At 72.3% G+C, this 12,224-nt stretch carries 9 protein-coding genes and 3 pseudogenes; 5 read left to right on the plus strand and 7 right to left on the minus strand.

All coding sequences use genetic code 11. The annotated features are described in order from the left end of the window. Window positions 1–876 (minus strand): mechanosensitive ion channel family protein, encoded by an 876-nt coding sequence (locus tag AC0AIB_RS21545; RefSeq protein ID WP_328348588.1) that lies wholly within the window; start codon window positions 874–876, stop codon window positions 1–3. A 200-nt stretch (window positions 877–1,076) separates the two neighbouring features. Here AC0AIB_RS21545 and AC0AIB_RS21550 point away from each other — a divergent pair, with 200 nt between their 5' ends. Together AC0AIB_RS21550 and AC0AIB_RS21555 are read left to right on the plus strand one after the other, a co-directional pair. Further along, complete coding sequence (locus AC0AIB_RS21550; protein ID WP_328348589.1) at window positions 1,077–3,203, plus strand: ATP-binding SpoIIE family protein phosphatase; 2,127 nt, start codon at window positions 1,077–1,079, stop codon at window positions 3,201–3,203. Window positions 3,204–3,328: 125 nt separating this feature from the next. After that, window positions 3,329–4,624, plus strand: coding sequence for a cation:proton antiporter (locus AC0AIB_RS21555; RefSeq protein ID WP_328348590.1), 1,296 nt, complete (start codon window positions 3,329–3,331; stop codon window positions 4,622–4,624). A gap of 174 nt (window positions 4,625–4,798) precedes the next feature. On the opposite strand, the gene AC0AIB_RS21560 is transcribed toward AC0AIB_RS21555, so the two are convergent. Next, entirely contained in the window at window positions 4,799–5,746 is a 948-nt protein-coding gene (locus AC0AIB_RS21560) for an NAD(P)/FAD-dependent oxidoreductase (RefSeq protein ID WP_328348847.1), read from the minus strand. A gap of 93 nt (window positions 5,747–5,839) precedes the next feature. Between AC0AIB_RS21560 and AC0AIB_RS21565 the strand changes: the two genes are divergently transcribed. After that, complete coding sequence (locus AC0AIB_RS21565) at window positions 5,840–6,055, plus strand: DUF3072 domain-containing protein (protein ID WP_328348591.1); 216 nt, start codon at window positions 5,840–5,842, stop codon at window positions 6,053–6,055. Between the two features lie 2 nt (window positions 6,056–6,057). Here the strand turns inward: AC0AIB_RS21565 and AC0AIB_RS21570 are convergent. The 3 genes and pseudogenes from AC0AIB_RS21570 to AC0AIB_RS21580 form a co-directional block, all read right to left on the minus strand. Further along, a pseudogene (locus AC0AIB_RS21570) lies at window positions 6,058–6,237 on the minus strand (YfcE family phosphodiesterase); the annotation flags it as partial. 88 nt (window positions 6,238–6,325) lie between these two features. After that, a complete protein-coding gene (locus tag AC0AIB_RS21575; protein WP_328348592.1) occupies window positions 6,326–7,105 on the minus strand; it encodes an SDR family oxidoreductase in 780 nt (259 codons plus the stop codon). 125 nt (window positions 7,106–7,230) lie between these two features. Further along, window positions 7,231–8,994, minus strand: a pseudogene (locus tag AC0AIB_RS21580) (glycoside hydrolase family 15 protein); the annotation flags it as partial. Between the two features lie 185 nt (window positions 8,995–9,179). Here AC0AIB_RS21580 and AC0AIB_RS21585 point away from each other — a divergent pair. Beyond that, on the plus strand, window positions 9,180–9,767 hold the full coding sequence (locus tag AC0AIB_RS21585; protein WP_465097349.1) for a YflT domain-containing protein: 588 nt from the start codon (window positions 9,180–9,182) through the stop codon (window positions 9,765–9,767). 162 nt (window positions 9,768–9,929) lie between these two features. On the opposite strand, the gene AC0AIB_RS21590 is transcribed toward AC0AIB_RS21585, so the two are convergent. Both AC0AIB_RS21590 and AC0AIB_RS21595 read right to left on the minus strand, forming a co-directional pair. Then, the gene (locus tag AC0AIB_RS21590; protein WP_328348594.1) at window positions 9,930–10,121 is read right to left on the minus strand and encodes a DUF397 domain-containing protein; all 192 of its coding nucleotides are present in this window, start codon (window positions 10,119–10,121) and stop codon (window positions 9,930–9,932) included. Continuing rightward, window positions 10,112–10,880 (minus strand): annotated as a pseudogene (locus AC0AIB_RS21595) (DUF5753 domain-containing protein). Before AC0AIB_RS21595 ends, AC0AIB_RS21590 begins: the two are co-directional and overlap by 10 nt. Before the next feature lie 422 nt (window positions 10,881–11,302). On the opposite strand from AC0AIB_RS21595, the gene AC0AIB_RS21600 reads away from it, so the two are divergent. Continuing rightward, entirely contained in the window at window positions 11,303–11,572 is a 270-nt protein-coding gene (locus tag AC0AIB_RS21600) for a hypothetical protein (protein WP_328348848.1), read from the plus strand. The last annotated feature ends 652 nt before the right edge of the window (window positions 11,573–12,224 follow it).

The following is a 12,224-nucleotide window of genomic DNA, read 5'->3' on the forward strand; positions in this document are numbered from 1 at the left end:
TCAGCTGCCCGGACGGCCGAACTGCTGGGTCTCGTCGCCGGGGGCTCCCGACTGGTAGGTGCCCCGGCCGCCGGCCATCGTCCGGGCCTCGTCGACGCGCGGCATGGCCTGCGTCCGCTCGCCGCCCCGGTCGGCCATCTGCCGGTTCATGTCGCCCTGTCCGGCCGCACGGGCCCGCCGGTGCTCCTGGACCGCCCGCGACTCCTCGGCCGCCCGGTCCAGCCAGCCGTCCCAGCGGGACTGCATCGGCTTCACCAGACCGCCGCCGACGCCGACGATCAGGATGCCGGCCACGGTGGCGAGCACCGCGATCAGGACCGGCGTGGTGACCGTGGTGGCGATGCCGACCTGGTTCAGTGCGGCGATCACCCCGAGCGCCAGGATGAAGATGGCCGTCACGTCGGCCAGCACCTTGCCGTACGACAGGCCGCCGAGCGCTCCGGAGACCAGGTCCCGGACGGCGTTGGCGATCGCGGCGGCGACGACCACGATGACGATCGCGATGAACGCCCGCGGCAGCCAGGCCACCACCCCTCGGATGAGGTCGCTGATCGCGTTGGGCCCCCACACCCCGAAGGCGAACTGCAGGGTGAACAGCAGCACCGCGTAGTACGCGAGTCGGGCCAGGATGTCACTGGCGTCGTACCTGGTCCGTTCCAACGCGCGTCTGATCCCGCCCCGTTCGACCGCCCGGTCGAAGCCCACCCGTTCCAGCGCCGCGTCCACGATCTTGAGTACCGCGCGGGCGATGAGCCAGCCCACCACGAGGATGACGATGAATGCGATGGCCCGCGGCACGAAGAGCAGCACCGAGCGCCACATGTCGGTCAAGGCGCTACCGATGTCGACCTGCCTGACCGCAAGGGTTTCCGGCATGATGTCCCTCCCTGTCCAATGGACTGCGCCGCCCGGTTACCCGTCCGCCGCGGCAGCACGCCGCAGAACCCGTACGGATTTTCCCGACATGTCTTTAGAAAAGGCCCCTGACCTGCACGAACATCTTCGGCAACGACGCCGGCCCGGCTGCGCGGGACACGATCCGTTCGGCCCGGGGCGGAGCCGGATAGGCTGCGGACATGCCAGGCACGGTCGGGCGGGCCCCGACGTCACCAGCCCCCGTACCGGGACCGGCCGGGGTCTCACCGGTGGTGGCGGCCGTACGGGCCCACCCGTGGGCCGACACCCCGCTCGGCCCACAGCAGGGCTGGGATGTGGCGGTCCGCGTGCTGGTCGACGTGATCCTGTCCTGTCCCGTCCCGATGGCGCTGCACTACGGCGACGACTTCGTCCTGCTCTACAACCAGGCGTACGCCGAGGTGATCGGCGACCGACACCCCGGCGCGATGGGCCGCCCGGCCCCCGAGGTCTACGCCGACCTGTGGCACGCCCCCGGTGTCGGTGAGGTGATCGAACGGGCCTACCGGCACGGCGAGTCGTTCCTCCAGAAGGAGTCGGTGCTCCCGATCCACCAGCACACCGCCGCCACCGGTGAACACGCGGTTTTCACCCGTGGCCACTCCCCGGTCCGCGACAGCACCGGCCGGACCGTCGGCGTGCTCACCGTCGCCGCCCAGACCACTCAACTCACCCAGCAGTTGCAGAGCCTGTCCGATTTCGCCGCAGCCCTGTCGGGCACCCTCACCCTGGACGACGTGGCCCGGGTGACGCTGCGCTACGCGCTGCACTCCTTCGACGCCGACCAGGTGTCCTTCGCGGTCGACGACGGTCCCGCCTGGCGGCTGGTCCGGCGGATCCGGGGTGAACTGCTCGACGAGGCCGACGAGCGGCTGCCCCCGCTGTGGCGGCCGGTCCCGGCGGACACCACCGCTCCGGTGGTGGTCGGTGCCCGCAGCGGGGTGCCCTTCTTCGCGGGGGACGGCCAACCGCTGCGGGACATCGCGGTCGACCGGCACGACCAGAAGATCCGCTCGCTGGCCGCGGTGCCGCTGCGCTCGTCGGTGATCCGGGGTGGCCTGGCCGTGGGCTACCAGGCCCCGCACGGCTGGTCGGCGGCGGAACGGGCGCTGCTGGCCGCCTCGGCCGAACTGGTCGGCCAGGCGGCGGAGCGGGCCCGCCGGTTCGAGACCCAGCACGGCACCGCCCAACTGCTGCAACGCAGCATGCTCCCGGAGCAGTTGCCGGCGCTGCCCCGGCTGCGCATCGCCGCCCGGTACGACCCGGGTGTCGACGGTAACGCCGCCGGTGGTGACTTCTACGACGCCTTCCTACTGCCCTCCGGCGACCTGGGTGTGGTGCTCGGCGACGTCGCCGGACACGACGTGCAGGCCGCAGCCCGGATGGGGCAGGTACGCGCGGCCCTGCGGGCGCTGGCGCTTACCGATCCGCGCCCGGACGCGGTCCTGGCCGGCCTGGACCGGCTGGTGGCGAGCCTGGGCACCGAGACCGGCACCCATGAACTCTTCGTGACGGTGGTCTTCGGGGTGGTCGACGCCGACCGGGGGGAGATCACCATGGCCAGCGCCGGCCACCCCCCGCCGTTGATCCGGCGTAGTGGGCCGGACGGCGTCGCCACCGCCACCTTCGTCGAACTGCCGACCGGGGCACCCCTGGGGCTGGGCTGCCGGCCCCCGACCGCCATCGTGCCCTTCGCCCCCGGCGACACCCTGCTGCTCTACAGCGACGGGGTGGTCGAACGGCGACGGCAGAGCCTCACCACCGGCCTGGCCGGGCTGGCGGCGGCGGTGACCGGGGCCGCCAGCGGTGACCCCCGGGCGCTCTGCGCGGTCGCCACCGGCGCCGTGCCCGGCGCCACCGAGGACGACGTGGCGGTGCTGGCGGTGGAGCACGCGCTCAAGCCGAGCCGGTCCGCCGGGATGGAGATGCCGGCCGAGCCGACCGCGCCGAGCCGGGTACGCCACTGGATGACGGCGCAGCTGGGCGAGTGGCAGGTGCCCGAGGCGGTGATCGGCGCGGCGGTGCTGTGCACAAGCGAGCTGACCACCAACGCGCTGCTGCACGCCGGCACCGCCGCCCGGGTGGAGATCGATCTCAGCCCGGAACGGCTGCTGGTGTCCGTCGCCGACTCCGGCACCCGGGGCACGGTGACCCGGGCCCAGACCGACACGCTGAGCAGCCGCGGCCGTGGCCTCGGGCTGATCGAACAGCTCTCCGACGCCTGGGGCACCGACCCGACCGTACGCGGCTCGACGGTCTGGTTCGAGATCCTGCTGCCCGCCGGCTGACCCCGGATCGGCGCCACCTTCCCACCGACCATGGGACAAGCCGGACACCCACGCTTAGCCCTGCCATCCACGGGGCACAGTCCCACCCCCGCTCACATTCGTGGCGGGGGTGAGAGGTGGTCGGGGTGGAACTGGTCGATGTCGAGTTCGCGCTGGTGGGCGCGGGGGCGCTGCTGGCGGGGGTACTCCCCCGGCTGCTGGAACGTCGCCCGCTGTCCATGCCGATAGCGTTCCTCGGCCTGGGGATGCTGGTCTTCGCCCTGCCCATCGGCCTGCCCGCCCCGGACCCGTTGCGCTACCCGCAGGTCGCCACCCACCTGACCGAGATCGGCGTGATCGTGGCGCTGATGGGTGCCGGGTTGAAGATCGACAGACCGTTGAGCTGGAAACGATGGTCCTCCACCTGGCGGTTGCTGGCCATCGCGATGCCGATCTGCATCGCGGCGGTGGCGCTGCTCGGCTGGTGGTGGGCGGGTCTGGTGCCGGCCGCCGCACTGCTGCTCGGCGCGGCCCTCGCCCCGACCGATCCGGTGCTCGCCTCGGACGTCCAGGTGGGCGAACCCACCGACGCCGAGGACTCCGAGGACGAGGTGCGCTTCGCGCTGACCTCCGAGGCCGGCCTCAACGACGGCCTGGCCTTCCCGTTCGTCTACGCGGCAATCGCGATCGCCACCGCCGGGCTGGCCCCGTCGGGCTGGTTCACCGAGTGGTTCACCGTCGACGTGCTCTACAAGCTGGCCGTCGGCGTCGGCGGTGGCCTGCTGATCGGCTGGCTGCTCGGCAAGCTCTTCTTCCGCGCCCCGAGCGAGCTGCGGCTGGCCCGGCACGCCGAGGGCTTCCTCGCACTGGCCGCCACCTTCCTGGCGTACGGGCTGGTGGAGGTGGTCGGCGGGTACGGTTTCCTGGCCGTGTTCGTCGCCGCGCGGGCGATCCGGGCCGCCGAGCGGACCCACGAGTTCCACGCCGTGCTGCACGACTTCGCCGAGCAGACCGAGCGACTGCTGACCGTCCTGCTGCTGCTGCTCTTCGGCGGCGCGGTGATCACCGGGCTGCTCGCCCCGCTCACCTGGCAGGCGGCGACCGTCGGGCTGGCCCTGGTCTTCGTCATCCGACCGCTGGTCGGCTGGCTGTCGCTGCGTGGCGCGCCGGGTCGACCGGCCGAGCACTGGGTGATCTCGTCGTTCGGCATCCGGGGCGTCGGCTCGTTCTACTACCTGGCGTACGCCACCACCAAGGCGGACTTCGCCCAGGCGGATCTGATCTGGGCGACGGTCGGCCTGGTGGTGGTGGTCTCGGTGGTGGTGCACGGGATGGCCGCGACCCCGGTGATGCAGTTGCTGGACCGGGCCGGTGAACGCACCTCCGACCCGTCGGAGCAGGGTCGACGCGACGAGCCGGCCCTGGACGGCGCCCGGGGCTGAAGGGGATCCCGCACCAGAGCCCCGGCCGGGTGGGACCGGCAGCGTCAGCCACCGGCAGCGTCAGCCACCGGCAGCGTCAGCCACCGACCACGTCGGCCGCCGACCACGTCCGCCCCGCCAGCCACCGACAACGCCGGACATCGGCCACGTCAGCGACAGAGCGCGGCGGCGGGGTCAGCGACCGGCGGTGAGTCGGCGGGCGAGTTCCCGGCCCAGGTCCCGGCCGGAGCGCCAGGCACTCTGGACCCGGGGTTTGCCGAAGGCGTCCCCGGCCAGCCCCACCAGGTCGTCGTCCAGATAGAACGTCCCGTCCGGAGCCGACTCGACCGGGCGGGCGTACGTCCACCGGTGTACGTGGGTCAGCTCGGCCGGGTCCGGCAGGCCGAGCAGGTCACGGACGGCCTCCTCGATCGCCGGGCCGGCAGCGCTGGGCTGGGCCAGGTGGCCGGCGGCGAACTCCGGCGTGGTGTGCGCGACCAGCACCGGGGCGTCGTCGCCACGCCGGTCGCCGTCGTCGCAGACCAGGGCGAGCACCGGATGCGCGTTGACGAAGGCACCCCGGAAGTCGACCCACCGCCGGTCGGGGAAGCGCAGCACCCCGGTGAGCACCGGTGACCACCGCTGTCCTTCGGCGGCCCGGGTGACACCGGTCAGCGCCGGGTCGAGCAGCAGGGCGGCCTGCGGACCCGGCGTGCAGAGCGCCACCGCGGCGGCGGGCGCGCCGTCCACCACCGGGCCCGGCCCGACGCCCGACACCCACCGGTCGACGGTCACCGGTAGCTCCCGGGCCAGCTCCTCGACCAGGGACCGCAGGCCGCGCGGCGCGGCCCAGCGGACCGGTCCGGGCACCTCCCGCCGGCCGTCCGGGCCGTACGCGACGAAGGTGTCGGTCCACTCCCGCACCAGCCCGGCGGCCTGCCAGCGGCGGACCACCTCGACGAAGCCGGGGTCGTCCGCGGTCAGGTACGCCGCACCCAGGTCGACCGGGCGACCGTCGAAGCGTCTGCTCGCCATCCGGCCCCCGGCCACCCGACCCCGTTCCCGGATCCCCACCCGTACGCCCGCCCGCACCAGCTCACCGGCGCAGGCCACCCCGGCGATGCCGGCACCCACCACGATCACACCCGAGTCCACCTGTTGATCGTATGCGCCTCGACCGGCATGACGACCCGACCGGCGGGGTATTGGCACGGCTGTTCGAGGAGAGGTGACCTGATGACCGACCGCAACGACCAGCAGCCCGACCCACGTGGGGCGATCAAGGACCCGGAGCAGTGGGTGACCGGCGACGAGCCGCCGACCGCCGCCCAGGAGTCGTACCTGCACACCCTCGCCCGGGAGGCCGGCGAGGAGGTGCCGGACGACCTGACCAAGGCGGAGGCGTCCCGGCGGATCGACGACTTGCAGGAGGAGACCGGCCGGGGCCGGTGACCTCAGCGGGGCAGCAGGCGGTGCAGCACGACCCGGTCGAGCTGTCCCGCCGCCGCCCCGGCGGTCAGGTACGTGGCATACGGCTGGGCCCGCCGGTCGGTGGGTGAGCCGGGGTTGAGCAGGCGTAGGCCGCCCGGTGCGACGCTGTCCCACGGGATGTGCGAGTGGCGGAAGACGAGCAGTGCGCGACGGGGCAGGTGGGTGTCCGCGATCATGAGCAGCCGCATCGGGCGGGCCTTCCGGGAGCGGGGCCGGGCGCGGCCGGTCGGCTCAGGCGCCCTGGCCCTGATTCTGCATCAGGCCGCCGTCCATGAAGTACGTCGACCCGGTCACGTAGTCGGCGTCGTCGCTGGCCAGGAAGACAGCCAGTTTGGCGATCTCGGCCGGTTCGGCGGCCCGCTTCCACGGGATGCTCTGCACCTGCTCCGCCAGGTAGTTCGGGTCGTCGATGGCCTGCTGGTTGAACGGGGTGAGCACCATCCCGGGCCCGATGTTGTTGACGTTCATCCGCATCGGGGCGACCTCCAGGGCGAGGCTCTTGGCCAGTTCGAGCATGCCGCCCTTGCTCGCGTCGTAGTCCGCGCCACCGGCCCGGGCCACCTCCTGATGGATCGAGGTGATATTGATCATCTTCCCACCGCCGCCCTGGTCACGGCGGTGCCGCACGAACCGCCGGGCGCAGAAGAACATCCCGTACAGGTTGGTACGGATGCACCGGTCCCAGGTCTCGGTGTCCAGGTCGGCCACACCGATGCCGGAGGCGTCGACCCCCGCGTCGTTCATCAGCACGTCCAACACGCCGAACTCCGCCAGCGCCTCGTCGAACATCGCCTCGACCTGGTGCTCGACGCTGATGTCGCCCTGTACCACCACGGCCCGCCGGCCGGCCTTCTCGATCTCGGCCCGGGTGTGGTTCGCGCCCGCGTGGTCGTCCAGGTAGTGCACCACCACGTCGGCACCCTCCCGGCCGAACTCGATCGCGGTGGCCTGCCCGATGCCCGAGTCCGAACCGGTGATCAGGGCGGTCCGGCCGTTCAGTCGTCCGCTCATCAGCGTGCTCCCTCCGTCGGTGCCGTGCCGGTCGGCACGGCTCGCGTCGACGTCGCCACGACATCGGCGCCGGTCGCCACGAGGTGTGGCCGGTCCGCCGAAACCTCGTGCCGTCGCTTGGCGACGTCGGTGAGCAACCCGGCCGCGTTGATCAGGCCGATGTGCGAGAAGGCCTGCGGGAAGTTGCCCAACTGCTCACCGGTGAACTGGTCGATCTGCTCGGCGTAGAGGCCGAGGTCGTTGACCCGCCCGGCGAGCTGCTCGAACAACCGGGCGGCCCGCTCCTGCTCGCCGGCCAGGGCCAGGCAGCTGGCCAACCAGAACGAGCAGATCACGAAGCCGGCCGGGTCACCGTCCCAACGGCGTAGCAGACCGTCGTGGGACAGCCGCCGTTCCACCACCTCGATGGTGGAACGCATCCTCGGGTCGTCTGCCGGCAGGAAGCCGACAAGCGGCATGAGCAGCACCGAGGCGTCCAACCGGTCGGAGTCGAAGGCCCCGGTGTACGCGCCCAGCCGGTCGTTCCAGCCCCGCTCCAGCACCGCCGCGCGGACCTCGTCGCGGGCCCGCGCCCAACGCTCGATGTCGGCCGGGTCGCCGAGCCGGGGACCGAAGCGCACCGCCCGGTCCAACGCCGTCCAGCACTGGACCTTCGACGACACGTAGTGCCGTTCGGCGTCACGGGTCTCCCACATCCCGGAATCCGGCAGGTGCCAGGCCCGCACGGCCTGGTCGGCCAGGGCGCACAGCAGATGCCGCACGTCGGGCGACATCGGGTCCAGGTAGTGCCGCATCAACCAGGCGGCGTCGAGGATCTCGCCGAGCACGTCGTTCTGCCGTTGTCTCCACGCGTCGTTGCCGACGATCACGGGCCGGCTGTCGGCGTACCCGCGCAGGTGGTCGAGGGTGTGTTCGGTGAGGTCCCGCTCCCCCTCGACGCCGTACATGATCGGCACCCGGCCGTCGTCGATCCGGCCCATCGCCCGTGCCACCCAGGAGAACTGCCTGTCGGCCTCGTCGGGGCAGGCCGACCGCCACAGCGCCTGGAGGGTGAGGCTGAAGTCGCGGACCCAGACGAACCGGTAGTCGTAGTTGCGGGGGCCACCGAGTTGTTCCGGTAGCGAGGTGGTCGCCGCCGCGACGACCGCGCCGCTGGGCTGGTAGGTCATGCCCTGCACCACCATCGCGCTGCGCCGTACCTCGTCGCGGTAGTGGCCCCGGTAGTCGTGCAGGTCGGCCCAGGAGCGCCAACCGGCCACCGCGTCGGCCACCGCCCGGTCGGCGTCGGGCAGCGCCGGATCACCGCCGCCGTAGGTCGGGGCGTACCCGAGGGTGAACCGCAGGGTGTCCCCGGCCCGGACCGTCGCCCGGCCGACGGCGTCGCCGTGTCGGCAGGCCAACGGCACGTCGGAGCGCAGGCTGAGCCGGCAGGCGCCGGCCCGCGCGTCGACCACCCCGGCGGCCCGCCTCAGGTACGCGGTGACCCTGCCGTACTCGAACCGGGGTGCGAACTCGACCCGCACCGGCACCTCGCCGGAGAGCCCTTCGACCAATCGGGCGAGCACCCGGGGCGAGCGCAGGCCGATGTCGTGCCCGCGCGCGCCCGGCTCCAGCGCCAGGGCGTCGGTGACCGCCACCGACCCGGTGCCGGTGTGGAAGACGGTACGCAACACCAGCGTGTCGTCCAGATAGGAGCGGGTCACCCGCACGTCGTCGCCCTCGGGCGCGATCGTCCAGTGACCGGCCCGGTCGTCGAGGATCCGCCCGAACACCGAGGGGCCGTCGAACCGGGCGGGGCACCACCAGTTGACCGAGCCCTGCCGGTCCACCAGCGCGGCACTGCGCCCGTCGGCCAGGAAGCCGTGCTCACTGATCCGTCCGCTGTCCACGGGCCGGGTTACCCGGGCACCGCGTGCCGCATTCCTCGGCCGGGCCTGGTTCTCCCGGCCCAGCCCGGCCGAGTCAGGCCTGGTTCTCCCGGCCCGGCCCGGCGCTGCCGGACCGCATTGCCGCACCACCCGGTGTTAGGCCGGCGGACGTGCGGGAACGCCGGTCGTTGACGAAGGAGGATGCCATGACCAGAGCATCGAACCCGACCGCCACCTGGCGACCCGGGATGCCGGGCGGCGACAACCTCCCGTCCGGTCCGGCCGGACGGCCGGCGACGCCCCCGGGGGACGGGTACGGCCCGCAGGCCGGTGCGCCCGCGGTGACGATCGGCGCATACCCGGACTATCCGTCCGCGCAGCGGGTGGTGGACTACCTGGCGGACAACCGGTTCCCGGTGGAGCACACGGCGATCGTCGGGACCAATCTCACCCTGGTGGAGACGGTGCTCGGCCGGCTCACCACGGGACGCGCCGCTCTGCTGGGCGCCGGCACCGGCGCGTGGTTCGGCCTCTTCATCGGCCTGCTGTTCGGCATCTTCACCGTCGGCAACTGGCTCGCGGTGATCCTGGTCGGGCTGGTGATCGGCGCGATCTGGGGTGCCGTGTTCGGCGCGGTGGCGCACGCCATGTCCGGCGGCCAGCGCGACTTCACCTCGGCCAGTTCGCTACGGGCCGGCCAGTACGCGGTCACCGTGGACGCCGCCCGGGCCGACCAGGCCCGGCAGCTGCTCGGCCGGATGCACCTGACCCCGACCGGGGCCACCGCCCGCTGACCGACCCGACTCCGCCGCCGCCCCGACGCGCCCAGCGCCGGGGCGGCGGTCGCGTCGGCGGCCCCTGACCGGGGCGAGCAGCCCGGCCACGACACGCCAGGGAGCACCCGTCACTCGGGCGACGAGATGGCCCCAGCCGACCGGAGGCCTTGAGATTCCTGATTAGCGGGACGTCCTCGCGAAGTCCACGAACCCCCGCCACGCACCCGGCGCGAACGCCAGCGTCCCACCGTCACGGTCCTTCGTGTCCCGTACCAGGACGACGCCGGGCAGATTGTCGGCGACCTCGACGCAATTTCCGCCGTTGTCCCCGCTCTTCGTGCTCTTACGCCACCGCGCGCCGGTCATGTCCATGTCGCCACCGCTTTCCTGATGAGGTCGAGAGACTGCGACCGAGGTAGGGCCTCGCCGACTATGCGAGCCCACCTCCGTTCAAGGCTAGCGATCTCTGCCGCGTCGTCGGTGATGTGTGCGCTGGCCGGACCGTCCTGGTGCGCCAGACGCGCACCGTCCGGCAGCTCGGCCAGCACGAACGGACCGCCCATGCCCAGATAGATCGGCGTGTCGAGCGGCACGACGTGCACCTGCACGCACGGCAGTTCGGCGCAGCCCGCGATGTGCTCACACTGCTCGCGCATCAGCTTGCCGTCGCGTCCTGCGCGCCGCCGGAGGGCCGCCTCATCGATCACCGCGACGACGAGCGGAGGCTGTGGCCGGTGGCAGAATCTCCTGCCGCTGCATCCGCGCCGTCACCAGCTCGTCGACCTCGTCGGGGGCGTGTGTCGCCAGCGCCAGCGTCGCCCGCGCGTACGCTTCCGTTTGCAGGAGCCCCGGGACCCACGCGAGTTCGAACCCCCGCAGCGCCACCGCCTCGCGTTCGATGTCCGCCCATCGTCGAAACCAGACAGGCTCGTGGCGCTTCAGCGCATCCGGCCAGAGGTCCAGAACGTCGCGGCCCAGAACCGCCGCGACCTTGGCGCGATGCCGGGTCTGCGGGATGCTCCCGTGGCGTGCCCACCTCGCTGCGGTCTTCGGGTCGACCCCGACCTGAGCTGCCAGGCTCTCGGCGGTCTCCCCGGTCTGCGCCATGGCCTCTTTGACTGCCAGATTCATCCCGCTCCCTCCCACGTTCCGGCCGGACGTTCCGAACGTCTGCCTTCATATCGCAACGCCATGTGTTCGGTCCACAACACTCGGCAAGGTAGATCCCAGAGCGACGCCGCCGGTTGGCGGGGACACCCGCCGGCCGTGTCTGCTGCGGGGGCCGTCTCTTGTTGAGGGGCAGGAGGCGGCCCCCCTTCCACCCGCCACGACGAAGGGGAGCACCATGCCGGACACACCGGAGCCCGACAGCTCACCGCCGCCCGAGCCGCGCCGGAAGCCTGAGGACGACCCACCGCCGGCACGCCCGTCGGTGCCCGGCCCGATCGGGCCGTTCATCCCACCGTGGCGGGGCCCCGGCCGGCTGGCGAACGCCGTCCCCTGGCACCGCTGGGCCGCCGGCTGGAACAGGAGCTAGCCCGGTGACCCCGCACATGATCCGCCCCGGCGACGTGCTCCAGCTGACGCGCGCCGCGAGCGTGCAGTTCATCCGCCCGATCACGGTCCGGGTGATCCGGGTGCTGACCGACTGGCACACGTACGACGGTTGGTTGTGGATCGACGCGTACGAGCTGGACGCCGCCGGCGACGCGGTCCGCCGACGGACCCTGTTCCTGATGCCGTCCGGAGCCACACTCCTGGAGCCCTCGCCCCGTCGACCGGCTCCGCGCAGACCGGTCTCGCGAAAGGTCGTGGTGACGTGACGGACCTGGTTCCCGGCCGACACACGCCACTACCACCCACCTGGCTCTGCCGGATCGACGCCCACCCGTGGCTTGCGGGGAAGCGAAGCTCGCGCCCCTCGCGGCGTACGCCGACGACCGGCCGGGCCTGCTGACCCTGCTGTCGAAGCTGAAGGAGGCGGCGGAAGACCATCTCACGCAAGTCGACAGCGGCAGGCCCGTGAACGTAGCCGACCGATTCCTGACCTGGACCCGCCGACCCGGCCGCTACCTTCCTCTCCCCATAGGTCCCGTGCCGGGTCGTACGCCCGTCTCCGGGCCGGGCCGCGACCCGGGGCGGGTCGCTTTCTCTGCACACTCCTCGGCTCCCAGTGCAAGGCACCGCCGGTCCGACCCACCCCGAGCCTGGTACGGCGATACGGGTGGACATGTCGGTACCAGCCATGATCGTGCTCTATCCACGAGGCAGTGGCCTCGTGACGATCAGATGCCACTACATCGTGGACAGCACCGTTGCGTTAGGTGGAACGGCTGTTCGTCAACCACCGCTGCCTCGCCGATCATGGAGTTGTGGTGGGTAACAGAACGCCCGTAGAACCCCCAAAGTCGGCACCACCACTCCATGATCGCCAAGCGGGCCCACCTCGCTCCCCGATCGGGCACTTCCTGTCCC

The organism is Micromonospora sp. DSM 43699 (assembly GCF_055517075.1).

Excerpts from the sequence above, each read along its gene's own strand:
- AC0AIB_RS21545 (WP_328348588.1), bottom strand. The coding sequence starts at position 876 with ATGCCGGAAACCCTTGCGGTCAGGCAGGTCGACATCGGTAGCGCCTTG.
- AC0AIB_RS21550 (WP_328348589.1), top strand. The coding sequence starts at position 1,077 with ATGCCAGGCACGGTCGGGCGGGCCCCGACGTCACCAGCCCCCGTACCG.
- AC0AIB_RS21565 (WP_328348591.1), top strand. The coding sequence starts at position 5,840 with ATGACCGACCGCAACGACCAGCAGCCCGACCCACGTGGGGCGATCAAG.
- AC0AIB_RS21575 (WP_328348592.1), bottom strand. The coding sequence starts at position 7,105 with ATGAGCGGACGACTGAACGGCCGGACCGCCCTGATCACCGGTTCGGAC.
- AC0AIB_RS21585 (WP_465097349.1), top strand. The coding sequence starts at position 9,180 with ATGACCAGAGCATCGAACCCGACCGCCACCTGGCGACCCGGGATGCCG.
- AC0AIB_RS21590 (WP_328348594.1), bottom strand. The coding sequence starts at position 10,121 with ATGGACATGACCGGCGCGCGGTGGCGTAAGAGCACGAAGAGCGGGGAC.
- AC0AIB_RS21600 (WP_328348848.1), top strand. The coding sequence starts at position 11,303 with ATGATCCGCCCCGGCGACGTGCTCCAGCTGACGCGCGCCGCGAGCGTG.